Origin of the sequence: Candidatus Poriferisodalis sp., from assembly GCF_965208555.1 — a bacterium.
Lineage (GTDB): Bacteria > Actinomycetota > Acidimicrobiia > Acidimicrobiales > Poriferisodalaceae > Poriferisodalis.
The window spans coordinates 1250375-1275298 of sequence record NZ_OZ242342.1 but is presented as its reverse complement, the minus strand read 5'-3'; the positions used below and the strand labels follow the sequence as shown (position 1 = coordinate 1275298).

At 67.7% G+C, this 24924-nt stretch carries 23 protein-coding genes; 4 read left to right on the top strand and 19 right to left on the bottom strand.

Translation table 11 applies throughout. From position 1 onward, the window contains the following. From ACOGXE_RS05900 to ACOGXE_RS05880, 5 genes are all read right to left on the bottom strand, one after another. A complete protein-coding gene (locus ACOGXE_RS05900) occupies positions 1-1386 on the bottom strand; it encodes an ammonium transporter (protein WP_419933020.1) in 1386 nt (461 codons plus the stop codon). A gap of 224 nt (positions 1387-1610) precedes the next feature. Then, positions 1611-2006 carry a hypothetical protein gene (locus ACOGXE_RS05895; RefSeq protein WP_419933019.1) on the bottom strand — a complete coding sequence of 132 codons (396 nt, stop codon included), beginning with the start codon at positions 2004-2006 and terminating at the stop codon, positions 1611-1613. Between the two features lie 23 nt (positions 2007-2029). Continuing rightward, positions 2030-2257, bottom strand: a complete 228-nt coding sequence (locus ACOGXE_RS05890; protein WP_419933018.1) for a hypothetical protein — start codon at positions 2255-2257, stop codon at positions 2030-2032. 4 nt (positions 2258-2261) lie between these two features. Then, a complete protein-coding gene (locus ACOGXE_RS05885; RefSeq protein WP_419933017.1) occupies positions 2262-2954 on the bottom strand; it encodes a helix-turn-helix domain-containing protein in 693 nt (230 codons plus the stop codon). 160 nt (positions 2955-3114) lie between these two features. Then, complete coding sequence (locus ACOGXE_RS05880; RefSeq protein WP_419933016.1) at positions 3115-4101, bottom strand: LLM class flavin-dependent oxidoreductase; 987 nt, start codon at positions 4099-4101, stop codon at positions 3115-3117. An 81-nt stretch (positions 4102-4182) separates the two neighbouring features. On the opposite strand from ACOGXE_RS05880, the gene ACOGXE_RS05875 reads away from it, so the two are divergent. Next, positions 4183-4590, top strand: coding sequence for a PPOX class F420-dependent oxidoreductase (locus ACOGXE_RS05875; RefSeq protein ID WP_419933015.1), 408 nt, complete (start codon positions 4183-4185; stop codon positions 4588-4590). Between the two features lie 66 nt (positions 4591-4656). Here the strand turns inward: ACOGXE_RS05875 and ACOGXE_RS05870 are convergent, their stop codons facing one another. The 3 genes from ACOGXE_RS05870 to ACOGXE_RS05860 all read right to left on the bottom strand — a co-directional run bounded on the left by ACOGXE_RS05870 (position 4657) and on the right by ACOGXE_RS05860 (position 7303). Next, positions 4657-5568, bottom strand: coding sequence for a 4Fe-4S domain-containing protein (locus tag ACOGXE_RS05870; RefSeq protein WP_419933014.1), 912 nt, complete (start codon positions 5566-5568; stop codon positions 4657-4659). An 83-nt stretch (positions 5569-5651) separates the two neighbouring features. Next, positions 5652-6110, bottom strand: a complete 459-nt coding sequence (locus ACOGXE_RS05865; RefSeq protein ID WP_419933013.1) for a Zn-ribbon domain-containing OB-fold protein — start codon at positions 6108-6110, stop codon at positions 5652-5654. Next, positions 6107-7303 (bottom strand): thiolase C-terminal domain-containing protein, encoded by a 1197-nt coding sequence (locus ACOGXE_RS05860; protein WP_419933012.1) that lies wholly within the window; start codon positions 7301-7303, stop codon positions 6107-6109. Before ACOGXE_RS05860 ends, ACOGXE_RS05865 begins: the two co-directional genes overlap by 4 nt. 119 nt (positions 7304-7422) lie before the next feature. Between ACOGXE_RS05860 and ACOGXE_RS05855 the strand changes: the two genes are divergently transcribed. Next, positions 7423-7737 carry a chorismate mutase gene (locus ACOGXE_RS05855; RefSeq protein ID WP_419933011.1) on the top strand — a complete coding sequence of 105 codons (315 nt, stop codon included), beginning with the start codon at positions 7423-7425 and terminating at the stop codon, positions 7735-7737. Positions 7738-7771: 34 nt separating this feature from the next. Here ACOGXE_RS05855 and ACOGXE_RS05850 read toward each other — a convergent pair whose 3' ends face one another. The 5 genes from ACOGXE_RS05850 to ACOGXE_RS05830 form a co-directional block, all read right to left on the bottom strand. Beyond that, positions 7772-8380, bottom strand: a complete 609-nt coding sequence (locus tag ACOGXE_RS05850; protein WP_419933010.1) for an isochorismatase family protein — start codon at positions 8378-8380, stop codon at positions 7772-7774. Positions 8381-8476: 96 nt separating this feature from the next. Next, positions 8477-9637, bottom strand: coding sequence for an amidohydrolase family protein (locus ACOGXE_RS05845; RefSeq protein ID WP_419933009.1), 1161 nt, complete (start codon positions 9635-9637; stop codon positions 8477-8479). A gap of 32 nt (positions 9638-9669) precedes the next feature. Beyond that, the gene (locus ACOGXE_RS05840) at positions 9670-11367 is read right to left on the bottom strand and encodes an N-acyl-D-amino-acid deacylase family protein (RefSeq protein WP_419933008.1); all 1698 of its coding nucleotides are present in this window, start codon (positions 11365-11367) and stop codon (positions 9670-9672) included. Then, the gene (locus ACOGXE_RS05835; protein WP_419933007.1) at positions 11364-11792 is read right to left on the bottom strand and encodes a nuclear transport factor 2 family protein; all 429 of its coding nucleotides are present in this window, start codon (positions 11790-11792) and stop codon (positions 11364-11366) included. The genes ACOGXE_RS05840 and ACOGXE_RS05835 overlap by 4 nt, the downstream gene beginning before the upstream one ends. A gap of 30 nt (positions 11793-11822) precedes the next feature. Continuing rightward, on the bottom strand, positions 11823-13043 hold the full coding sequence (locus tag ACOGXE_RS05830; RefSeq protein ID WP_419862874.1) for an aspartate aminotransferase family protein: 1221 nt from the start codon (positions 13041-13043) through the stop codon (positions 11823-11825). Between the two features lie 103 nt (positions 13044-13146). Between ACOGXE_RS05830 and ACOGXE_RS05825 the strand changes: the two genes are divergently transcribed. Beyond that, positions 13147-14415 (top strand): pyridoxal-phosphate-dependent aminotransferase family protein, encoded by a 1269-nt coding sequence (locus ACOGXE_RS05825; protein WP_419933006.1) that lies wholly within the window; start codon positions 13147-13149, stop codon positions 14413-14415. Between the two features lie 28 nt (positions 14416-14443). On the opposite strand, the gene ACOGXE_RS05820 is transcribed toward ACOGXE_RS05825, so the two are convergent. The 3 genes from ACOGXE_RS05820 to ACOGXE_RS05810 are packed head-to-tail and all read right to left on the bottom strand — an operon-like array spanning position 14444 to position 17121. Next, positions 14444-15166, bottom strand: a complete 723-nt coding sequence (locus ACOGXE_RS05820; protein ID WP_419933005.1) for a TSUP family transporter — start codon at positions 15164-15166, stop codon at positions 14444-14446. Next, entirely contained in the window at positions 15163-16413 is a 1251-nt protein-coding gene (locus ACOGXE_RS05815; protein WP_419933004.1) for an acyl-CoA dehydrogenase family protein, read from the bottom strand. Before ACOGXE_RS05815 ends, ACOGXE_RS05820 begins: the two co-directional genes overlap by 4 nt. A gap of 33 nt (positions 16414-16446) precedes the next feature. Then, entirely contained in the window at positions 16447-17121 is a 675-nt protein-coding gene (locus tag ACOGXE_RS05810; RefSeq protein ID WP_419933003.1) for a nitroreductase family protein, read from the bottom strand. A gap of 152 nt (positions 17122-17273) precedes the next feature. On the opposite strand from ACOGXE_RS05810, the gene ACOGXE_RS05805 reads away from it, so the two are divergent. After that, entirely contained in the window at positions 17274-20741 is a 3468-nt protein-coding gene (locus ACOGXE_RS05805; RefSeq protein WP_419933002.1) for a carboxyl transferase domain-containing protein, read from the top strand. Here the strand turns inward: ACOGXE_RS05805 and ACOGXE_RS05800 are convergent. From ACOGXE_RS05800 to ACOGXE_RS05790, 3 genes are all read right to left on the bottom strand, one after another. Further along, the gene (locus ACOGXE_RS05800) at positions 20710-22197 is read right to left on the bottom strand and encodes an SDR family oxidoreductase (protein WP_419933001.1); all 1488 of its coding nucleotides are present in this window, start codon (positions 22195-22197) and stop codon (positions 20710-20712) included. The two genes, ACOGXE_RS05805 and ACOGXE_RS05800, sit on opposite strands and share 32 nt — an antisense overlap. 53 nt (positions 22198-22250) lie before the next feature. After that, positions 22251-23234 (bottom strand): substrate-binding periplasmic protein, encoded by a 984-nt coding sequence (locus ACOGXE_RS05795; RefSeq protein WP_419933000.1) that lies wholly within the window; start codon positions 23232-23234, stop codon positions 22251-22253. Positions 23235-23347: 113 nt separating this feature from the next. Further along, positions 23348-24880, bottom strand: coding sequence for an MFS transporter (locus ACOGXE_RS05790; protein WP_419932999.1), 1533 nt, complete (start codon positions 24878-24880; stop codon positions 23348-23350). Positions 24881-24924: the final 44 nt, after the last annotated feature.

The window sequence follows — 24924 nt, the reverse complement described above, 5'->3', positions numbered from 1 at the left end:
CTAGCGGTTGGCGGCGAGCTCGGCCCGCAGAGTCTCCTCTGCAGACCCCTCTGACCCGTCGGCGTGGACGATGGGCTCGGCAGCCCGGCCGAACTCCGGATAGAAGTCCGTCTCGAACTCGGCCATGTCGAGGCCTTCGACCTCAACCTCGGGCGGCACCCGCAGCAGGTTGAACTGCTTGAGTATCCACGATGCGCCGTAGCCCGTGACGAACGACAATGCGAAGATTGCCGCTGCGCCCACGGCCTGGCCCAGGATGGTGGTCGTCACCCCGTTGGGTCCTGTCGGGTAGCCGCTGGCAAAGATGCCCACGAGCATGACGCCCCAGAATCCCATGACGCCGTGCACCGACACTGCACCGACGGCATCGTCGACACGGGCCTTCTGCTCGATCCAGTTGCCCACGTGGTAGGCAAGGCCAGCCGAGAAGAACGCCAGGATCAGCACCAAGTTCGGGCTGTAGATATCCGCGCCTGCCGACACCGCCACAACGCCGGCCAGACCACCGGAGATGGTCCAGAACGGATCGCCCTTGGCGAAGATGTAGCCGCCGGCGAACCCGCCTGCGAAGCCCATCGTGATGGTGTACGTGATTGCCGACAGCGTGGCCGGATTGAAGTAGATGTTCGCCCAGCCTGGCGTGGTGTCCGCCGTGATGGCGAGGCATGCCGCGTAGAACGCGTAGAACGCCGTGAAGATGATCATCAGGCCCATCAACGTGAGATGGAGGTTGTGGGGCTTGAAGGCCCGTGTCCCTCCATTCGCGTCGTAGCGCCCGATTCTCGGCCCGAGGTTGAAGAGCACCCCGAGGGCGAAGATGCCGGCGACGCCGTGCACCACGCCCGATGCGGCGAAGTCGTGGTAACCGAAGTGGGTCACCAGCCAGCCGCCGTAGCTCCAGCCCCAGGCGGCCGCGACCACCCAGACGATGCCGCCCATGAGAGCGGTGAGCCAGAGGTACGCCGAAATTCGGATCCTCTCCAGTACGGCGCCCGACATGATCGAACCCGTCGTCCAGGAGAACAGCACGAACGCTGCCCAGAAGACGCCGGTGATGTTGTCACCCAGGTTCGGTCCAGCGGTGCCGTCCCACGGCAAGCCGTACTGATCGCCGCAGTAGAACGCACCTTCGCCGGCATTGCCGTTGCCGGTGGCGTCGCCTGTGAACTTCAGGCCCTCCTGCATGCAGAAGTACACGTACCAACCGACGTAGTAGAACGTCGGCGTCACGACGGCAATCGTCATGATGTTCTTCATCGCCGTCGACATGATGTTCTTGCGACGACTGACGCCGGCCTCATAGGTCATGAAGCCGACGTGCAATAGCCACATGATGGCGACGGTGAAGAAGTAGTACGCCTCTGTGAACACAACAGATGTGTCCATCGCGCCTCCCCCCGTTGTTGTTTTGCGCTTGGATCCCCAGCAACCCAGGGCCAGACCAAGTTGGGGGAGACCGTAACACGTTTGCAATGAACGGCAGAACATCATCCGCCCAATGGGTTGATATTGAACGTCGTGGGCGATTTTTGGGCGCGATCGATGGGGCACGCGCGCGCGACGCTCGAACGATCGGTGCGTGCCGGGCGCGGCCGATCGCGCTGCGCCGGTCAGCCGTCGTCAGGTTCGCCGACGTTGATCTGGCGCAGTTCCCCGGTTCCGGCGTGGACCCATACCGCAGCATGATGCAGGAACTGCTCTGAGTCTCCGTCGGGTTCGGGAACCGTGAACACCACGACCCACATGGGCGTCGGCGGGAACCCCTGTCGCAACACCTTGGCTTCCGTGCGTTCCGGCTCGAAGGCTTCGGGATGAGCCTCGAGCGCGGCGCGGGCAGTGTTGACGGCCTGGCCCTCGCTGATGTCGACACCTGAGCATCCACCCCGCAGGAACAGGACCACCAGGAACAACCCGACGGCCACGAGCAAGAGGGGGCGACCCGGCGCCACCCTCAGACGCTCGAAGAAGCCCTTGGGATAGTCCGGCGTCGAGGAGTCGTCTGACATGTCGGTGTCCAACCTTGTCGAGATCAGGCGTCGCGCGCCGGGCGCACGACGAAGCGCAGGATGACGTAGCCCACCACATGCGTGATGGCGACGAACGACACCCACCACAGCGTGACGGTCTGCCGGTAGCCGCGCTCGCGGCATTCCCAGTAGGCGAGGCCGACCGCTGCGGCCAGCAGGATCCACAGCAGGAGGCTGCGGCGTGCGAAGCCGGTGTCGCTGATCCAGTCGGCGACGAACATCAAGCCCACCGGCTCACCCCCCTGCCGCGCCGCGCGATTCGCCGGCCGGGTACACCTTGATGGAGATGAACCGGACTGGCAACTCGACGAGCTCCACCGGTCCGTGGGCCACCTCGCCGTGGATCTGCATGGTGTCGCCCGTGTTGAGCAGATAGGACTTGCCGCCGTAGCCGTAGTTGAGCGATCCCTCGAGGACGTGGAGGAACTCCACGCCGGGGTGCTGGTAGAGCGGAAAGACGCCGCCCGGCTCGGTGATGGTGGTGATCATCGGCTCGATGACCCGATTCGGTCCTCGCAGAGTGCCGAGGTCTTGGTACATGCGGTCGGGTCCGCCACGATCGTGGTGGATCTCGTGGCCTTCGCCTGCCCGCACGATGACCAGATCGTGCTCCTCGTCGAGGCCCCGGAACAGCGCGGTCACGGGCACCTTCGCTGTTCCGGCCAGGCGCGCGAGCGTGGACAAGCTGGGGGCGCTCTGGCCATGCTCGATCTTGGAGAGCATCCCCAGCGAGATGCCGGCGTCGTTGGCGAACGCCGACATGGTCATGTTCAACGCTTGGCGGAGCTCGCGCACTCGGCTGCCGACGACGCGGCAGAGTTCGGCGGTGGTCAACGGCGAGTCGATGGTTGATTCCGCGAGGCTCAGCGCGTCGGGGCCGTCGAGGTCTGCACTCTCGATGGTGTCATCCCGCTTGGCCGCGTTCATCGCCCTGATGTTGCCAGATGGCGGTCGCTGGCCGGTGCGCCCGCGACGGAGGCGGCAGGCAATTCAGCGACCAGCGATCCGGCTGGTCGCAACGTCGCAGAATTGCCTGCCGCCTCCGCCGCTGTGGCATCTGTGCCTGGCGGCTTGCGCCGACGGTCGTTCAATCGTTGAGGCCGGCGGCTGCGGCGAAGGTTCGGAGCTCGCGTTCTATGTTGCCCATGGGCTGGAAGGCGACCTCGGTGATGCCTGCGGCGGCGAGTCGTTCGATGCGTTCGGGTACCTCTGGGGCGTGGCACACGAAGGGGGCGATGCGCAGGGATTCGGGCGTGAGCACTTGGCGGTCGATGGCGTTGAGCTGGGTGAGGTGGCCTTCGTGGAGTGAGAGGTGGAGCGTGTCGGGGTCCCTGTCGCCAGTGACTTCGGCGAAGCGGTCGGCATTGGGCAGCGTGCTGAGCCGGGCGTCTCGTTGTTCCAGGAATGCGTGGTACGCGACGCTGACACCTGGGCCGGCGGTGTCGAGCACCCGGGGTGATTCGATCGTCTCGTTGTCGTCGAGGATCGTGCCGAAGCCGAGCAGGATGACGTCGTCGATGCCGGCGTAGTCGGCGTCGGGCCGGGGTCGTGAGGTGAACACGCCGCAGCCCATCTCGGCTGCCGCGGCGAGGCCACGGGGGCCGTTCACTGCCACGATCCACGGCACTTCGATGGGCCGCTCGACCGCTTGGCCCGGCCAGTGCAGCATCTTGGCGGCGCGACCGTCCACTTCGACGACTTCACCTCGCAGAAGTGCTTGGGTGTCGGCGACCATCTGCGGGAAGTCCGCCCAGCGCAGCGGCTTCTGGCCCATCGCTCGGCGGCCGGTGAAGCCTGTGCCGGCGCCGATGATGACTCGTTCGGGCCCGACGAGCCCGACAAGCGTGGCGATGGCTGAGGCCGTCGCCATCGGGTGGCGCAGCGAGGGGATCAGCACACCCGGACCCAGGCGGATGCGGTTGGTGCGGACGCCGGCCAGCGCAAGCGTCATCCACACGTCGAGCTGCAGCGCCGGTGTGTCGTACACCCAGGCGGTCTCGTAGCCCAGCTCCTCGGCCAGCACGATGTGGTCTGGCGTCTCGGGTACGGGCGGGAAAGCGGCAGAGATCTTCATGGCGGCAGTCTCGCGAAACTCGCCGAGCTGCACCCGAGTGCCGCTCCGGCCTCACGCAGCCCCATATGCGAGGCTGCCGCGATGGACATTTCCAAAGGTCTCGACTATGTGCGCAACAACGACCAGGCCGTACTGGCCACCAAGGCGCCCGATGGCAGCCCGCAGCTGTCGCCGGTGACGTTGGCTGTCGTCGACGACACGGTGGTGATGAGCACCCGGGAGACCGCGTACAAGATCAAGAACCTGCGCCGTGATCCGCAGTCGTGGCTCTGTGTTTTTCCCAAAAAATGGCTGGGCCGTTGGGTCCAGCTCGAGTGCCAGGCCGAGATCATCTCCGGCGAGGCGGCACTGGACCCGCTGGTCGAGTACTACCGGACGCTGCAGGGCGAGCACCCCGACTGGGATGACTACCGCCGCGCGATGGTGGAAGACCAACGCTGCCTCGTCCGCTTCCACATCACCAAGGCCGGCCCCGACCAGCACGGCTGACTCGGCGGGCGCCGTGAGGTGCCGTGCTGACGCCGAGCGTCGGCTGGCAGCCCTGCGCTGCGGCGCTCACTCCCAGTTGAAGGCAGCGTCGGTTCGTCGCGCCCACCCGGCTTGGCCGACGTGGCGCATGTCGGCGCCGAGGCGAGCCATCTGCGCGGCGTAGAGCTCAGCGCCGACTTGGTGCCACATGCCATGACCCGGGAACACCCACTCGGCGCGCACCTCGGACAACTGATCCATCGAGTCGGCGAGAGCGTCCCACGAGTAGAAGGTCTGCTCAGGCGTGACATCGAGCTCGCCCCGGCGGTGGTTCCAGTGCAGCGTGTCGCCGGTGAACAGCCACCGGTTGTCGATGTGGAAGACAACCGAGCCCTCGGTGTGGCCGGGCACCTGCAGTGCCACGGCGCCCGGCGACACCTCAGTGGGACCCGTGCCATGCAGGACGACTGTGGCGTAGGGCGCTGCGTCGGCGTCAGCTGCGTGGATCCACACCTGCGCGCCGTAGCGCTCAGCCCACTTGTCGGCATCGGCCACGTCGTCTCGATGGCTGAGCAGCACATGCCCGATGCCGCCGAGGTCGTCGACGCGCTCGGCGAGGCTGCGCAGGTAGCGAGGCGAGTCGACCATGAGGTTTCCGTCGGGTCGTTCGACGAGGTACGAGTGCGCGCCGAACGAGGACCGGGCGTTGTGGCCCAGCGCCCAGACGCCTGGTGTCATCTGGTGGGGGAACGATGGGTCAGGCGGTCGGCGGATCTCCATGTTGCCGATCGACTGCGTCGGGCAGGCCTCCGCAGCCCGCCACAGCGCAGCAGATTCGGTAGGGCCGTTCGGCTGGCGGGCCAGGTATGAGCGCCCGTCGCTGTCCATCTCGATGAGTCCCGGCGCCCAGTGCCGGGCCACGTCGCAGCGAATGCAGCGGGTGTCGACGAACCATGGGCCCTCGACGTTGTCGGGATGCGCGGAATCGAGACGTGCCATCGCATGCGCCCCCTCATGCCTCTCGCCTGAATGCTAAGGGCGGCCGGCAACCCCTGAGTGGCGCCGTTGACACCATCCGGAGCTCAGCTACCGGAAGCCTGCCAGTGGACGAGGGTGTAGGGCGGGCTGCCATTGTCGTGGTCTTCGAAGACTGCCTTGACGCTGCTGCCGATGGCGATGTCCTGCATCGGATCGCCGAGCAGGTTGCCGAGCATGCGCAGATTGTCGGCGTGGGGCAGTTCGACGAGTACGACGATGTAGGGGCCGTGGTCGGCCAGGGCCGGGTGCACTGGGTGGTGCACCCGTTGCCAGGAGTAGATGCGGGCCGTGGGCTCGACCGTCACCCATTCGACGTTGAGCGACTGGCAGGCGTGGCACATCCAGTCCGGACCCCACTGATGGGTGCCGCAGTCGGCGCAGCGCTGCACCCGCAGCTCGTGCTCGCGGGTGCCCTCCCAGTACGGCGCATCCAGCCCGTCACGCATCGGTGCGGGCTGGGTGAGACCCTCGGGCAGGTAGGTGCCCTCGGCGAGCGAGCTCATCCCAGCGCCTCTGCCGTCCCGTAGATCGCTGTCGATGCAACCTCCACCATCGGGCCGGCATTCGACAGCGACACGTTCACGTTGGGCACCTGGTTGGTGGAGTCGCCCCGCACCTGGCGGACTGCTTCGATCTGCATGCCGAGGCCGTGCATGTAGCACTCGGCCAGGTTGCCGCCGCTGGTGTTCAGCGGGATCGAGCCGCCGTCGGCCCGCAGGTTCTCGAAAGTGAGCACTTCGTTGGCGTTCTCATAGGTGCACAAACCGTGTTCGATCAGGCTCATCACCACCGCGCCAGTGAAGTTCTCGTAGCTCTGCACCACGTCGACATCGCCGGGCGTCACGCCCGCCTGCTCATACAGGTGCTGCGCCCCGAGCTTGAAGCTGGAGGTCGCGTAGTCGGTCGGGTTGTGCACCCACGCCCCTGAGCGGTGGCCGCCGCTCTGCTGGGCCGCCAGCACCAGCACCGGTGTGTCGCTGAGATCGGCGGCTCGCTCGGCTGAGGTGACGACCATGGCGGCGCCGCCGTCGTTCTCCAGGCAGCAGTCGTACAGCCGGAACGGCTCAGTGATCCAGCGGGACGAGTCGTAGGTCTCAGCGTCCAGCGGGCGTCCGTGCATGACCGCTCGGGGGTTGTTCTGCGCGTGGTGGTAGGCGGCCAGAGCGACCGCCCGCATGGTGGACCGGTCGATGTTGTGCTCGTGCATCAGGCGGGTGGTGCGCATGGCGTACATCTGGGCCGGGCTCATCACGCCGTAGGGCAGCGTGTAGGCGAACTCGCCCCGCACGGCAGGGCGGCGCCCGCCTTGGCCGAAGCGGCCGAACTGGCCCTGGGCCAGCCCCCGGTAGGCCACCACGACGCTGGCCGATCCGGCGTGCACAGCGCTCGCGGCGTTCTGCACGACAGCCGCCGCGCCGCCGCCCCCGCCGCCCCATTGCATGTTCGAATAGCGCAGCTCTTCGAGGCCGAGGGCGTTGGCCAGCCGCGCGGGCGTGTTGCGGTCGTTGCTGTACGAGCAGAAACCGTCGATCTCGCGGGGGTTGATGCCAGCGTCCTCGCACGCCGCCAAGATGGCCTTCAGCACAAGGACGAACTCCGGGTCGGAAGACTGGCCGCGCTTGTAATAGGTGGTCTCGCCGACTCCGGCGACAGCCGTGCGGCCGCGTAGGCCGTCGTTCGCACCCGATTGGCTCACGGCCGCAAACCGTAGCCAAGGCGCGGCCGGTGCCGCCCACGCCCGCCGGACCCCGCCGCGCAACTTCACGACCGCCTTGCCGGTGCCTGCGTCGACTCAACGGGCTAGAAACAGGGCCGATGACCGACGACGAGCTCGCCGCTCACCGCAGCAGCATCGACGAAGTCGACGCAGCGCTTGTGCGCCTCCTGGCCGAGCGCTTCCGCATCACACACGAAATCGGCGTCTACAAGGCCCACAACGACCTGCCGCCGGTGGATTTGGTTCGCCAGCACCAGCAGGTGGACGGACTGCGCCAGATCGCTCTGGCCGAGGGCCTGGACCCTGACTTCTGCGAGAGGTTCCTGCACTTCGTGATGGACGAGGTCATCCGCAACCACCGGCGGATCGCCGAGGCCGCCAGCGAGTTCACGATCGAGCAGGAGAGCCTCTAGAGCGTCGAGGCTGCTGGCCGGCTGAACGGGCGGTTCAGCGAGAGGCGATCACATCGATGCCGGCTTCGGCGAGCTGGGACCGTGCCGCTGCCTCGGTCTCGGGCGCCACTGAGGCGGAGAGCCCGTCGATCACCGTGGTCGCGTAGCCGTTCGCGGCAGCGTCCATCGCGGTGGCGCGCACGCAATGGTCAAATGCGATCCCGACTACGTCGACTTCGTGTACGCCTGCAGCGCTCAGGACGTCGTTGAGGGTCCGACCGTCGTTGTCGACGCCTTCGAAGCCCGAATAGGCGGCAGCGTGCATGCCCTTGCGCACGCCCGCGTCGATGCGGTCGGCGACAGCGCCGAGTGCAGGATGCAGCTCGGCCTCGGCCGTGCCGGCCACGCCGTGGGGCGGCCAGGTGTTGACGAAGTCGGGCTCGTCGCTGAAGTGGTCGCCGGGATCGATGTGCCAGTCCTGGGTGGTCACCACCAGGTCGTAGCCGTGCTCGCCGGCAAGCAGGTCCGCCACCCGCGACGCCACAGCGTTGCCGCCCTCGACCGGCAGAGCCCCGCCTTCGCAGAAGGTGGGCTGCACGTCCACGACGAGCAGGGCCGTGCGGGACTGCCGGCCTTCGGGATGCTGATCGGGATTCTCAGCCATGCCTGCTCTCCTGCGACGCGACTCGTGCCGCTGGGCGCGGCCGTCGCAGCGCTATGGCGCCAAATCTACCGTCGGCTCAAGAGGGCTCCAGCAGCGCTAGACGCCGAGCAGGAACGAGGCGTTGCCGGCCCAGAACGGTGCCGTCGCGCCCTCGCTGAGGCCAGCCTCGGTGAACGACGCCTGGAATTCCGCGATCGGGTCGCGGCCGCCTTCGGGGTGCGGCCAGTCCGACGAGAACAGGAACAGCTCGGGTCCGCTGTTGGACACCAGCCAGCCCACGTCCTCGAAGTGCCAGGGAGTGAACCGCACCTGCCGACGGATGTAGTCCGAGGGCGCCATAGTCAGCTTCGAGAGCTCGGGCTCGTGGCGTCCGAACGCCTTGACGCTGTTGTCCAGCGAGCGCAGCAGGTTCGGCACCCAGCCAGCACCCAGCTCGATCAGCCCGCAGCGCAGCTGGGGAAACTTCTCGAAGATGCCGTCGAGCACCATGCAGGCGAGCAGGTTCTCGGCGTCGTGGTACAGGTTCAGGAAGTCCTTCGAGCGCATGTTCTCGCCGCCGCCCACGAAGTCCTTTCCGGGGATGCGCCCGTTGTTGTGATACGTCTTCGGCAGCTGGTTGCCGCCGTTGGGCCCGAGATGCATGAGCACCGGCACGCCGGCTTCGGACAGCAGCGCCCACAGCGGGTCGAAGTCGGGATGTGTGGGGCTCAGCGTGGTCGGCACGCCGTGGGGGATCCATGCGGCCTTGCATCCCACCTCGATGGCCTCGCGGGCACACTCCACGGTGCGCTGCGGGTCTTCCAGCGGCACGAATGCCACGCCCAGCAGCCGCGGATCCACCGAGCAGAAATCGGCGATGCCGCGGTTGTGTGCCGAGGCGCCCCCATATGCCAGATCGACATCGCCTCGGGCGTGGAACTGCGTGTGCGCGAAGGTCGTGAACACCAGTTGGCTGGCGAAGCCCAGCTGGTCAAGCGCACCGACGCGCTCGTTGGCATCCATCGAGCCGTAGGCGAAGTAGCCCTTCGGCCCGCCCACCACATCGGCGGCCAGCTTGGCTGTTTCTTCGGCGTCGTCGCGGCGCGCCCAGCACTGCTCCACCAGATCGAACGTGGCCGCATCGCCGCCGCCCGCCAAGCTCAGGCTCCGGAGCTTGGCGGCCACCGAACTGTCGGCATAGCTGGCCAGCCAGTCCACCGGCTCCATCAGATGGCTGTCGGTGTCGTGAATCAGCCGCTCACCCGCATACGTGGTCATGATGTCCCCCAGGTTGTCGATGAGGTGTGCGGCTAGCCGCCGTGGCGGAGGAGCTGGCCGCTGTAGGTCTCGGTTTGGGTGTCCTCGGAGATGGTTTCCTGGCCGTTCACGATGACGCTGCGGTAGCCGCTGGCCTTCTGAATGCGGCGCCATTCGCCGCCCGGCAGGTCGTGCACCACCTCGTTCGGCCCGACCGTCAGATTCTCCGGGTCGTACACCACGACATCGGCGGGGCCGTGATGGCGGATCAGACCGCGATCGCGGAAACCGGCGAGCTGCGCGGGCAGCGCCGACAGGCGCCGGTGAGCTTCCTCGTAGGTGACCCACTGGTTCTCACGGACCTGCTCGGACAGCGTCTCGGTGGGGTAGCGCCCTGCGGTGAGGAACTTGGTGTGCGCCCCGCCGTCGGACACGCCGAACAGCATGTGCGGGTACTGCACCACGTCACGCAGCAGCTCTGAGTTGCCTTGCGGTGGCGCCACAAAGAACAAGGTGTCCAGCCCGTCCGTCACGGCGACGTCGAGCATGAGGTCCACCGGGTGCTTGCCGGCCGCCTCTGCGGCCTGGCCCACGGACATCTCCCGGTACTGCTCGGTCGATTCGCTGCGCGGGGACAGGATGGTCACGGTCTCGATGCCGGCGGTGGCGGTGCGCGGCATCGTGTCCTTGAGTGCTTGGCGCCGGCCGGGATCGGCCATCTTGGCCAGACGCTCGTCCTTGGAGCCCATGCAGGCCTCCATCCAAGCCTCTGAGTCGTCGTAGAGGTTCCAGTCCTCCAGCGTGAAGGTGAACCCGGCATCGCTGGTGACGCCTTGGCCGTACACCGGCACGCCCTGCTCGCGGCAGCGCTCCAGCCACTCGATCTGGCGCCGGTGGATGTTGGGCTTGTCCTCGAATGCCTGCACCACGTTGTGCAGCAGCGGCCGGCCGCTGATCGACGCGATCTCCTCAAGGTGGGCCATGTCATGGGCGACGTTGCCGCTGGTGAGCGTCATCTGCACGACGCCCTCGTTGCGCTCGGCCAGCACGCGGGCCAGCACCCGGGCCGTCTCGTCGTTCATCATGTCCGTCGGCATCGGCGTGCCGTCCCAGTCGCGTTGCACGGCGGCGGGGCCCGTCGGCGGCAGCCGTTGAGCCGACCAGCCGCAGCCGCCTGCGTCCATGGCCTCGTGCACGAGCTTGGCGAGCATCTCGTGCTCGCCTTCGGTGGGCAGCCGCCCAGACTTGGCGTCATCGAGGCCCAGCACCATCACCAGCATCGGCCCGATGGGCACGTACGGCAGGATGTTCAGCGCCTTGGGCGTCCGGTCGAGGCTGTCCAGATACTCCGGGAAGGTCACCCAATCCCAGGGCATGCCCTGGCGCATCGACTCGTACGGGATGGCCTCCACCCGGGTCATCGACCGCATGGCGTACTCGCGCATGTCCGGGTCGACCGGGGCGAAGCCGAACCCGCAGTTGCCGATGGCCACAGACGTGATGCCGTGCCAGCCCGACAGCGTGCAGTAGGGGTCCCAGAAGACCTGTGCGTCGTAGTGGGTGTGCAGGTCGACGAAGCCCGGCGCGATGTGCATGCCCGACGCGTCAATGACCTTGGCACCCTCGCGGGCATCCACCCGGCCCACAGCGGCGATCCGACCGCCGGCGATGCCGACGTCGCCACGCACCCTCGGTGCCCCCGTGCCGTCGAAGATCATGCCGTCCTTGATGACGATGTCGTAGGTGCTCATGTGATATCCCATCCCATCCGCTGAGCTGCGTAGAGCGTGTCGGTGTATTCCTCCATGTGGGCAATCAGGCCATCGCGGCAGTCGTACACCCAGCAGTACTGGTTGTCGTAGTCGCGACCGGTGGCCTTGGCGGTGGCTGTCAGCCGCTGCTGCACCACGGCGGTACTGCCGTCAACAATCATCCTGCGGACCTCGAGGCTGATCGGCTGGGAGATGTCGAAGGTTTGCCGCACGACACGGCCCCCCAGAGCCTCCACCACCTCTCTTGCGCCCGTCATCGTGTCGACTGCGTTGCCTTGGGCGGCCGTTTCGGGCAGCACCCAAGTGACCTCCGGGTCGAGACACGCCAGCATGGTGTCTCGGTCTGCGGTGGTCAGCGCTGCGTAGTAGCGCTCCATCAACGCCCGCGTCTCGGCACTCTCCATGGTCGTCATTCCTTTCCGTCGCGAAGCGACCTAGGGCGCCGTGGCGCGCAGCGCGTCGTCGAGCCGGTCGAACATCTGCCCGATCTCGTCATCGGTGATGATGAGCGGCGGGCAGAAACCGAGTGCGTTGCCGATGGGACGCGAGATCACGCCCCGCTTCATGAACGCCTCACGAGCCTCGGTGGCATCGCGGCCCAGATCGCACGCCCAGATGCCGCCGAGGCCCCGGTAGCTGTCGATCATGCCGTCGCCTTGGAGCGCCAGGAAGCCCTCTTCCATCCGGTCGCCGATGTGGTTGGCCCGCTCCACCAGCCCTTCGGATTCGATGACGCCGATGTTGGCGACACCGGCCGCACACGCCGTGGGGTGGCCCGAATAGGTGTAGCCGTGCATGAACTTGTTCTCGTCGGCTTCGAGCGCGTCCGCGATCTCGCGTGACACCACCACGCCCGACAGCGGGATGTAGCCCGACGTCACGCCCTTCGCGAACGTGAACATGTCGGGGACGACCCCGAAGGTCTGGCCGCCGAACCAGCTTCCCGTACGGCCGAAGCCGCAGATCACCTCGTCGAAGATGAGCAGCGCGCCGTGCTCGTCGCACAGCCGGCGCAACCCTTCGAAGTAACCCGGTGGGGGCGGGATCACGCCGCCCGCACCCTGGATCGGCTCGGTGATGACCGCCGCGATGCGCTCGCCGTGCTCTGCGAACAGCTGCGCCGCCGGCTCGACGTCGTCGTTGGGGATCTCGACGACATGGGGCAGCAGGTCACCCCAGCCGTCCCGGATCGGCTCGAGGCCCTGCACGCTGGTGCCGCCGACATTCACGCCGTGATAGCCGCCGGTGCGCCGCACGATGATCTGGCGGTCCTCGTGGCCGCGCAGCCGGTGGACGCGGCGGGCGAACTTCAGGACTGTGTCGACGGCCTCCGAGCCTGAGCAGCCCAGGAACACCCGGCCATCGGGGTGCTGCGAGCGCGCCCGGATCATCTCGGCTACTTCGGTGGCGGGTCCATTGGAGAAGGGCTCGAACGTGTTGTACGTCTGCAGCAGCTCCAGCTGCGCGTTGATCGCATCGATGACGGTGCGATTGCCGTGCCCGATCTGGCACAGCCACAGGCTGGCGAGCGCGTCGATGTACTCGTTGCCGGCGGCGTCGCGCAGCATGACGCCTTCTCCGGAAACGATCTCGATGAACTCGTTCTCATCGCGGCTGAGGACCGAGAACGGATGGATGAGTGCGTTGCTGCTCACCGTGGAATCTCCCTGTGTGGGCTGGCGTATCGAGGACACGAACCTGAGCGCAGCCTACGCGTGCGCTCCGGCCTGGGGCTCAGCCTCCTTAGGCTGATGGCGTTTGGCAGGGCGCTGGCAGGTGCGGCTGCCGGAGGGAGCTGTGATGTCGCTGCGATACGGCCGGCCGCTGGTCATGATTCCCGGCCCGTCGGTCATCCCTGATCGGGTGCTGAACGCGATGCGCCGGCCGATCCCCAATATCTACGAGGGCGAAGTGGTGGACCTCACCTACTCGCTGCTGGAGCGGCTGCCTGCCGTTGCTCGGACTGAGAACCGCGCCTACATCGCCATCTCCAACGGCCACGGTGCCTGGGAGATGGCCATCACCAACACGCTGTCGCGCGGCGACAAGGTGCTCGTGCTGGAAGTGGGCCACTTCGCCACGAACTGGGCCGAGATGGCCGCGATGAGCGGTGTCAAGTTCGAAGTGCTGCACGCTGCCGATCGAGCGGCCATCGCGCCAAAGGCCGTCACCGAGCGGCTGCTGGCCGATGTCGGGCGGGAATTCGCCGCCGTGCTCGTTGCGCAGACCGACACAGCGTCATCGGTGCGAAACGACATCGCTGCGATTCGCCGAGCGATGGACGATGCCGACCACCCCGCGCTGCTGATGGCCGATTGCGTTGCCTCGCTGGGGTGCGAGCCGTTCGAGATGGACGCGTGGGGGGTGGACGTCACCGTGGCCGGCAGCCAGAAGGGTCTGATGGTGCCGCCGGGCCTCGGCATGGTTTGGGTCGGTCCCAAGGCGTGGGAAGCGCATCAGCGAGCTGATCTGCGCACCGCCTATTGGGACTGGACGAGGCGCACCGATCCCGATGCTCACTACTGGATCTTCTGCGGCACGCCGCCCGTCCAGCACCTGTGGGGTCTGGCGGAAGCACTCGACATGATCGACGAGGAAGGCCTCGAGAACGTCTGGGAGCGCCATCGCGTGATGGCGAGCGCCATCCACGCAGCCGTCGACGCCTGGTCGGCTCCCGGCGGGCTCGAGCTGAACGTGGTGGATCCCGCGCATCGGTCGAACTCGGTCACGATGATCCGCACCGGCGGGGTGTCCGCCCAGCAGCTGCGCGCCACATGCGAATCCGAAGCGGGTCTCACGCTCGGGCTCAGCATTACCGGCAACGCCGACGCCGAGTTCCGCATCGGTCACATGGGCCACCTGAACCCGCCGATGCTGCTCGGCACGCTAGGCACCATCGAAGCCACCCTGGCAGCCATCAATGCCCCAGTTGGCGGTTCCGGCGCGGCCGCCGCCGCTCAGGTCATCGCCGAGGCAACAACGCCAGCACCTCGGCCGCCCGCCGGACCCGAGGATCCCTGGTCCTGACCGTCGCTCGCGGCCGCGGGGATTGAACTCAACCGCTGACGAGCTGGCGGATCAGCACCACCGTTGCGCTGCTCGCCGCCACTGACAGCACGATGATCCGGAAGCGTGGGCCCGCCAGGCGTGGCCGCAGCCACGATCCGAGCGGCAACCCGAGTGCAACCGCAGGCAGCAGAGCCAGGCCGAGCCAGAGCTGGCGCAGGCCGAAATCGCCGATGACTGCGTTGGCGGCGATGATGGCTGCGGCGACTGCCACCATGAACGTGCCCAGCGTGGCCCGGAGCGCTTCGGGCTTCCAATGGCTGGCGAAGACGGCGTAGACGGGGCCGGGCACCGCGGCGACTGCAGACGAGAATGCCGTGCCGGCGCCGGCGGCATAGTCGGCTCGACGGCCTTCGGGCGGCCGGAAACCCACAGCCTGCACTGCCACCGCGACGAGCACGAAGATGCTCACGGCAATGGCGAGCGAACGGTCGCTCAGGGTGGACGTCAGTGCCACACCGGCGACCAAGCCGATGGGAGCGGCAGTCAGCTGGCGACCCAGCGCGGGCTGATTCAGCGCTGCCCGGTCGGCCACGGCGTTGCGCAGGTTGACACCGCTGGCCACGAGCAGCATCGGCCCCGGCACGAATGTCGGCTCGATCACCACCAGTATCGGCCCGGCGATCAGCCCCATGCCGATGCCGATGCACGCTTGGGTGCCCGCGCCCGCGCCGATGAACAGCGCTGCGACGATGTACTCCCAGACGCTCACACGGGCAGGTTGCCGGTAGCGGCCCCGGTGCTGCCCGTGTCGGTGTAGGCGGCGATGGTGCGCTGCGCGATGCGCATCTGGTGCACTTCGTCAGCGCCGTCGGCGAAGCGGGCCCAGCGGGCGTGCTGGTACATGTGCGCCAGCGGGGTGTCGGTGGAGTAGCCGAGCGCGCCGTGCACCTGGATGGAGCGGTCGATGACCCGGCCGAGCATGTTGGCCACGAAGTGCTTCGCCATCGACACCTCGGCCTTGAAGTCCTCGCCGGTGCCGGCTTGGGCCCGGTCGACCTTGTAGGCGGCGTGCAGCACCATCAGCTTCGCCTGGTACAGCTCCATGGTGCTGTCGGCGATCATCCACTGGATGCCCTGCTTCTCCGCGAGCAGCGAGCCGTGGGCGAACCGGTTGAGCGATCGGTCGACCATCATGTCGAGCGCCGTCTGGGCCTGGGCGATCCAGCGCATGCAATGCGCCAGGCGCGCCGGCCCCAGCCGGTACTGGCCCAACAGGTGTCCCTGGCCCCGCCCGCCCAGCATCTGGCCCGCGCCGACTCGCAGATCCTCGATCAGGATCTCGCTGTGACCGGTCGAGCCATGCATGGTCTCGATCTGGCGCACCTCGGTCCATCCGTCGGCCGGCAGGTCCACGATGAACGCCGAGTTGCCGGCCTGTGGAATGTCGGGATTGTCCTCGGTGCGGGCGATGAGGATGGCGAACCTGGACCGGTGCGCATTCGAGATGAACCACTTGTGGCCGTTCAGCACCCACTCGTCGCCGTCGGGATAACCCTTGGTCTGGATGAGGGTCGGATCTGAGCCGGCCACTTCGGGTTCCGTCATCGCGAAGCACGACTCGGCCCGGCCCTCGCACAGCGGCGCCAGGTAGCGCTGCTTCTGCTCGTCGGTGCCCCAGTGCAGCAGGGTGTGCATATTGCCTTCGTTGGGCGCTTGGCAGTTGAGCACCCACGGGCCGAACCGGGTCTTGGCCGCCTCGGCCTGCACCATGGCCATCTCGACGTGGCCGAGCCCCATGCCGCCCCATTCGGCCGGCATGTGCGGCAGCCAAAGAGCTTCTTCGCGCGCCCGCTTGCGCATGCCCAGCAGTGCGGTCACGTACGCGTCGCGGTCGGTCTCCTCGAGCCGTTCGTCGTCGATGCGGCCTTCGACCGGTCGCACCTCGACATCGATGAACGCGGCGATCCGCTTGCGCAGCTCCTCGAGTTCCGGGCTCAAGCTGAAGTCGATGGCCATCGGGCGTCCTCCTCCGACGGTGCGGCGCGCTTGCTAGATCGTGAAGGGCTCCCCGTCGCCCCGTTCGCGCACCGCAATCTCCTCCACCGGCTTTCTGCTCAGCTTGGTGAGCTGCTTGGTGGGCTTGCCGATGGGGAGCAGCGCGCAGACGGCCTCCCAGTCCTCGAGACCGAGAAGCTCCTTGGCTGCGGGTTCCTTGGCCGAGAGCAGCGTCGTCATCGCACCGCCCAAGCCCTCGTTGCGGGCGCCGAGCAGGATGTTCCAGGCAAACGGGTAGACCGAGGCACCGCTGACCACGCCGATGCGGTCTTGCTCCTTGTCGATCGAAGCGACCACGCGCAGGTCCACGGTGATCACGAGCACGACCGGCACCTGATCCATCTGCTCGAACATCGGGATCCACACCGGAATCGACTCGTCGACCATGGCTTCTTCGATGTTCACCGATGACGGGCTGTAGCTCTGCCAGTAGACCTCGCCGGCCTTGACCTGCGCGGCGGCGACGCGCATCGCCGGCAGGCACAGCTCCCCGAGCTGCTTCTTGCGTGCCGGCTCGCGCACCACGATGACCTTGTGGCCCTGGCGGTTGCCGCCGCTGGCGGCGAAGCGGGCATTGTCGAAGATGCGATACAGCACCTCGTCGGTGACTTCGTCGTCGGTGAAGTCCCGAGCGGCGAACGTGGTGCGCATGACGTCGTAAATCTCCATCGCGACAGTCAACCATCGCCGCCGTATCGACGCTGCGGGCGGGCGGCACGCCTGGGGCGCAGCCCGTGCGCGACCTGCGGCGGTGCGCCACAATCCCGGTGTCGAAAACCAACGTGCAAGAGCCGCTGGGCCGAAACCGACGGGGTAGTGCCGTGCCGCTGAATCGAGTCCTGATCGCCAACCGCGGCGAGATCGCCATCCGGATCGCCAAGGCAGCGCATGCGCTCGGCGTCGACTCGGTGGCGGTGCATGCAGCGGTCGACGGCCGTTCTCTTCACCTGACCGCTGCCGACGAAGCCGCAGAGCTGCCCGGAACTGATCCTGTCGCCTCCTATCTCGACATCGACGCACTGATCGACGTCGCGCACCGGCACGGCTGCGACAGTGTCCATCCGGGCTACGGCTTCCTCGCAGAGAACGCTGCGTTCGCCCACGCGTGCGCGGACGCCGGGCTGATCTTCGTGGGTCCGCCGCCTGCTGCGCTGGAGCTGTTCGGTGACAAGGTGCGGGCGCGGGAGCTGGCCACCTCGTTGGAGATCCCGGTCGTCGCCGGTTCGGACGGTGCGTCGGCCGATGCGGCGGCTGCGCTGGCCGCAGCGGAAGCAGTCGGTTTTCCGGTGATGCTGAAGGCTGCCGCGGGAGGCGGCGGTCGGGGGATGCGCGCCGTGGAGAGCGCAGACGGCATGGCCGAGGCGTTCGACCGCTGTCGCAGCGAGGCCGCTGCGGCATTCGGCAACGGTGCTGTGTTCGTCGAGCGGCTCGTCGCTCGACCCCGGCACATCGAGGTGCAGATCCTCGCTGACAGTCAGGGGAACGTCGCCCACCTGTGGGAGCGTGACTGCTCGGTCCAGCAGCGCAACCAGAAGGTGATCGAGATCGCGCCGGCACCGGGACTCGATTCCGCATTGCGAGAGCGCCTCCATGCCGATGCAGTCCGGCTCGCGGCCGAAGCCGGCTTGGTGAACGCTGCCACCGTGGAGTTCCTGGTCTCGCCTGAGACCGGTGAGCACTTCTTCATCGAGACCAACCCCCGGATCCAGGTTGAGCACACGGTCACCGAGCAGGTGATCGGCATCGACTTGGTCGAAGCCCAGTTCCGCATCGCCGACGGGGCGACGCTGGAGTCGATCGGCATCGTTCCCGCCAACGTCAACCGGAGCCAGATCGCAGCTGCGTTCGCAGCTGCGAGCCAGCTCATGGCCGCGCCGCGCGGCTATGCCGTGCAAGCACGTGTCGTGGCGACGGGCCCGGGCACGATCTCGACCTATCAGGAGCCGTCAGGTGCCGGCGTCCGGGTCGACGCCGCGGGCTACGCCGGCTATTGCCCGCCGCCGAACTTCGATCCGCTGCTGGCGAAGGTGATCGGCTCGGCGGCCAGCTTGCACGGCGCCGTCAGCCGCACAGCGCGTGCCCTGGCGGACTTCCACGTTGGCGATCTGCCGACCAACATCGGTCAGCTGCGGGCAATCCTCGAGCATCCCGACGTGTCTGGGGGAGACGTCCGAACGACGCTGCTGTCGGAGAACCCGGCGCTGACGGCCGAAGCGTCGGGCGGGACGAACGGGTTCGCCCCTCCGCAGCAGTCGAAGCTCTCAGCACTGCTCGAGCCCGCATCGACGTCCGGCGCCGGCGGCGGCGCAGCCACGACGCAGTGGCCAGACCGGGCGCTGAGCGCGGGGGAGGTGGGCATTGCCAGCCCCGTGGGCGCCAGCATCGTCGAGGTTCGAGTCGCCGAGAGCGACGCGGTCACGGCCGGCCAGACGCTCGTGGTGCTGTCCGCGATGAAGATGGAGACAGAGGTCGTCGCCCCGGCTGCAGGAACCGTCGCAGCGTTACGGCCGATGCAGCCCGGCGACGCCGTGGCTGCCGCCGATGTGCTCGCAGTGATCGCAGCTGACGTCGCCGACGAAGCTGCCGGGGCGACCGGTGTCCCGACGGCCGAGGCGGACCGCGACGAAGGCTGGCTGCCGCAGCTCGACGATGTGCGCACGCTGCAGCGGCTCGCAGAGGATCGCCTCAGTCCCGAAAGCGAAGAACTGGGCGTCGTGCGCCAGCGGAACCGCGGCAAGCTCCACTGCCGGGACCGCATCCGCCTGCTCCTCGACGACGGCAGCTTCCGCGAGGTCGGCAGCCTTGCAGGCTTCGCTTCCTACGACGACGAGGGCGAGATCGCGGCATTCACGCCTGCCAACCACGTGGGCGGCACCGGCAAGATCGACGGCCGGGGCGTGATCGTCTGTGCCGATGACTTCACCTCCCGTGGCGGTCACGCCGACGGCGCCATCGGTGCCAAGAGCTTCCATTTGGACTTGCTGTCGATGGAGCTGGGCGTGCCGTCGATCCGCCTGCTGGACGGCTCGTCAGGCGGCGGCAGCGTCGCCTCCATGGTTCCCGAGCAGAAGCGGGAAGGGGAGAGCACCGCCAAGGAGAGCTCGGGCGCGATCCGCTCAGGTCGCCCCCGGGTGTCGGGCGGCGGCGGGTCGTTCCTGCCCTCTCACCTGGGCAGCACCGAGTACGCGGAGCAGCTCGCGACGGTGCCGGTGGTGAACATGCTGCTCGGCAGCGTGGTCGGCATCGGCGCAGCCAAGGCTGTGCTGGGCCACTTCGCCGTCATGGTGCGTGACATCGCGCAGCTCTTCGTGGCCGGACCGCCGGTCGTCTCTCACGCCATGGGCTACGACATCTCCAAGGAAGACCTCGGCGACTGGCGCATCCACTGCACCAATGGCTCGGTGGACAACCTGGCAGACACCGAGGAAGAGGCCGCAGCGCTGGTGCGGCGGTTCCTGTCGTACTTGCCGTCGTCGGTGTACGAAGCACCGCCGGTGCTGGCCCCCGATTTCGACGATCCCGCTGATCGCTGCGAGGAGGAGCTGCTCACGCTGATCCCGCGCAAGCGCACCACCACCTTCGACATCCGCCGCGGGATCGAGCTGATCTGCGACCGCGGCTCATTCTTCGAGATCGGGCCGCTGTGGGGGACCGATCAGGTCGTCGGCTTTGCCCGCATGAACGGTCATCCGATCGGTGTGCTGGCCTCCGACAGCCGCCATCGGAACGGGGGTGCCCTGACCGCGGACGGCTGCGACAAGCTCACCCGCCACATCGACCTGTGCGACATGTTCCACGTGCCGATCCTGAACCTGGTCGACAACCCCGGCTTCGCCGTCGGCAAGGAGCACGAGATCACCGGCACCATCCGCAAGGGCGCCACTTGGATGACTGCCTTCGCGCAGGCTTCGGTGCCGATCTACACCGTGCTGATGCGCCGCAGCTTCGGCGTGGCCGGCAACAACTACGCCACGCCGCGGCGCCAGCACAGCGCCAGGGTGGCATGGCCGGCCGCCGATGTGGGCGGCATCCCGCCCGAAGGCGGCATCGAGGCTGCCTACAAGCGACAGCTCGCCGAGGCGGAGGATCCGGTCGCGCTGCGAGCCGAGCTGGAGGCCCGCATCGAGGCCGCCCGTGGCCCCATCGGCCCGCTGAACCGCTTCCAGGTCGAGGAGATGATCGACCCACGCGAGACCAGGCCGCTGATCTGCGAGTGGATCGAGGGCGCGTACGACATCGTCCGTCGCCCCGTGCGGCTCACCCAGCGCCCGATTGCCTACCGCCCCTAGCGGCCCGGGAGCGAGCCTCTTGCGCGAGGCGTGCGACCAACCCGCGAAAGATCACCGTGTGCACGGGAATCAGCGCCCACCAATACAGGCGGCCCAACAGCCCTTTGGGGTGGAATCGGGCGCGCTGGCGCAGTTTCGCGCCGCCGGGAACCTCGCTGAGCCGCCATTCGAGCCACGCATCGCCGGGCAGGCGCATCTCGGCCCGGAGGCGCAGCAGGTGCGGTGGTTCGCATGCCTCCACGCGGAAGAAGTCGACGGCGTCGCCGACGCGCAGCTCGTCGGGATGCCGGCGGCCGCGTCTCATGCCGACGCCCCCGATGAGCTTGTCGAATGCGCCGCGCAGCTCCCACAGCTTCTGGCCCGAGTACCAGCCGCGGTCCCCACCGACGCCTGACACGGCAGCGAAGACGTCTGCGATCGGTGCATCCACCACCTCGACTCGCTCGTCCGAGTACACGGTCCCTCCGGCCCACTGGGGATCCTGGGGCATCGGCGATGCCGGGGTGCGCTGCGGAGCGCTGTCCATCCAGCTCGTGCTGACGTCGAGATCGTCGATGTGGCGCAGCGCATTCGCCAAGGCGTCGTCGAGCGACAGTGGTGCATGATCGATGACGGTGCGGATGTCCCGTGCGGGCGTGACGACCACGTCATTGACGAGGCTGTCCACCAGCGGGCGCGCGAGTCCGTAGGGCAGGGGCGTCACCAGCTTCACCCAGTGCGACGACAGCCGGGGTGTCAGCACGGGTACTGGCATCACGGCACGTCCGCGCAATCCGGCGCAGCGGGCGTACGCGCTCATCATGTCCCGGTACGAGACCACCTCAGGCCCACCGATCTCGAGGATCCGGTGATCGCCCGCGGGAAGGTCGAGCACGGCGGTGAGCCAGTGCAGCACGTCGGCGATGGCGACCGGCTGGCAGCGAGTCGCGGTGACCCACCGTGGGCAGATCATCACCGGCAGCACCTCGACGAGGTGGCGCAGCATCTCGAATGAGGCGCTGCCCGATCCGATGATGACCGCGGCCCGCAGCTCGGTGACCGGCACGTCGCCCGAGGCCAGCAGGCGTCCGACCTCGTGGCGGCTGGACAGGTGTGGTGACAGCGTTCCGGCTTCGTCGCCGCCGAGCCCGCCCAGATAGATGATTCGATTGGCCCCGGCGGCGGCCGCGGCTTGGGCGGTGTTGCGTGCACCGGCACGGTCGGCGTCGGCGAAGTTGTCGCTCGTGCCCATCGCGTGCACGAGGTAGTAGACGGCCTCGCATCCGTCGAGTGCGGCCGCCAGTCCGCCGGGATCGAGCACGTCACCGCGCCTGACCGAGACATCTCCCGACCACGGAAGGCCAGCGACTCGTTCCGGCTGGCGGGAAACGCACACGACGTCGTGCCCGCGTTCGACCAAGTGCGGGACCAGCCGGCCGCCGACGTAGCCGGTCGTTCCGAGCACCGCGATCTTCACGGCCACATCTTCGTTGCTTCCAGCGGCCGGGCGATATCGCGAGTCGGTCTTGATCAGCGGCTCCCGTCCCACGCCGCCGCTCTGGCTTTGAACACGTCCGGGTCGGCCAGCCAGTCGGCGAATCCGATCCGCCCGTTGTCGGTCAGCCACGCCACGGCTTGGTTCATGCGATCCAGCAGGTCGGTGTCGTCGATGTCGACCGTGCAGCCGCCGCGCTCGCGCAGGGTGTCGGTTGCTGCGACGGCGAATTCTCCCCCCGAAGCAGTCGCCGCTTCGGCATTGCCGACTGAGCCACGTGCGACTGCGGCGATGTCACCCGAGCGCAGTGCATCGGTGAGCGCTGCTTCGCCCAGCGGCGAGCCTTCGGTGTCGCCGAGGTAGAGCACCTGGGGGCTTCCCGACGCTGCGGGAATCAGCCGACGCCGAGACGCCAGCTGGGGCGAGGCGCTGGCAGCGTCGATCCTGAGCTCGCCGTCGGTGTGTGCCAACACTCGACCGGCATCGGTTTCGACCGTCGTGCCGGCCGCCAAGCCACCGTTGTCATCAGCCACGCCGATGATCTGCAGGAATCGAGCTTCTCCCGTGGTGCCCCGCAGCACGCCCACGAGATCACCTGCACCGAGGCCGTCGTAGACGGCCAGGCGCTCGGCGTCCTCAGATCTCACCAGCAGCGACTGACGGAAATCGATATGGCCGTCAGTGAATGCCACCGCCGGCCGACCGTCGGCACCCGAGGTTCGTGCTTCGAGAATCGTGATGCCGCCGCATGCCAAGTGGGCCTCATCGGATGCAGCCCGCAGCCAGATGTCATCCCAGTGAGCCACACCCCTGCGCTCGAAGTCGAGTCCGATGCCGTCCATGGATTCCACGCCGCTGAGCAGATCGGCTTCGTAGCCGCGATGCTCGTCGAACCCGTCCGATGACATATCGGGATCAGCCGAGTAGCTCACAGGCTCGAAGTACCCGTAGAACGCGACCGTAACGGTGCGTTGCGTCTGACTTTCGGGTGTGCCTGAGCAGCCTGCGCCGGCTGCCATCCCGGCGAAAGCAAGAGCTGCGAGCAGACGGCTCGCCGTCTGCCTTGGCCCGCGCGGTTGACAGCCGTCCATTGACATCGGGAGGCGAGCCCTCATGGCGCTCCCTCTGCCGCTCAGGCGGGTTCGACCGACCAGACTTCCGGAGCGGCGCGGCCGCGGGTCTGCTCGGTCTCGCCGAGTTCGGGCATGTCTTCGAGGGCGCCATTGATGCCGTTGCCGGTGAGCACTGGCCGGTCCGCTCCCTTCGGGAGTTCGCGGGAGATGGTCAGCACGGGAGTCGGCGTCGGCCGCGAGGATCGGGGCCGAATCGGAGCCGCCCACTCAGATTCGGGCAGTGGAGCCGTGAGGTAGTCGCGAGTGGGATTGCCGGCGAAGCTGTAGACGATCAGGCCCACCACGGCAATCGCCGCCAAGGTGAAGAACGCCGAGCGGTAGCTGTAGGCATCGTGCAGGACCCCGGCGATGAACGGGCCTCCCGCTAGGCCCGACACCATGAGCAGCGAGCCGAATCCGTAGATGCGCGGGTAGTCCTTCACACCGAACGCGTCGGCCAGGATCAGCGGGTGCAGCATCAGCAGGTTGCCCATGGCGCTGCCCAGCACCAGCACGCCGAACAGGATGGCAAGCCCGCTGCCGGCCACCGCCAGCATGCACAGCCCCACCGCCTGCACCACCATCAGCACCATCGTGAGCCAGCGCAGCGACACCTTCAGCGCCGCGATGCCGCCGCAGATCCTCGCAACCACGCTCGTGCCTGCCAGCACCTGCACTGCACCTGCGGCGGCGGTCTCCAGCCCCAGCCTGTCCCCGGTGAACTTGTACATGTGCTGGATGGCTCCGACCTGGCTGCTCATGACCAGCACGAATCCGATGGCGGTGAGAATGAAGAACCGCGTGCGGATGGCCTCCTGGTACGGCGTGCCGGGCGGTGGGCCAGCAGGGGTCTCGCCTGATCCGTTGGTTGACCGAACTCCGTCGGGCCGCAGCCCCACGTCCTTGGGCCAAGCCCGGATGAAGAACCAGGTGGAGACCAGCAGCAGCACGCAGTACACCACGGCGAACCGCGGTGCCCAATAGGCCAATGTGTCCGCTTCGATTCGAACGGTCAGCTGCGGCAGCAGGACGATGCCGCCAAGCGAGAGACCGGTGGACGAGATCGCCATCGCCACCGAGCGGCGGCGCTCGAACCAACGTGTCACCAGTGTCGTGGTGGGCACCAGGCCACACAGTCCGAAGCCGGTGCCGAAGATGGTCATCACGACGAACATCTGCCAGCCGCTGTGCACTTGAGCCAACAGCGCCATGCCCACGGTGCTGACGGCGGTACCCGCAGTGATCACCCAGCGAGAGTCGAAGCGATTGACCAGCTTGCCTGTGTAGTAGCCGCAGAGACCTGACGCGAGCAGGAAGACGCCCACCCCTGCACCTGCGAGACCGGTGCTGAAGCCCTGCTCGTCGACGAAGGCATCCAGGAAGGCACCGAGGGCATAGAAGACCATGCCCGAGGTGATCATCATCACCCCGAACACGCCCGCAAGCACCACCCAGCCTCGCACGAACGGCTGGCTGCGCTCGGCGCTGGCAACCGGCACATTCACGGCGGACAGCCTGCCAGCTAACTTGCCCCGATGCGCCCGCCGCGCCATGGCAGAAGTGGCCGATCGCGGTCGGTCGCCTGTGTGTCGGCACT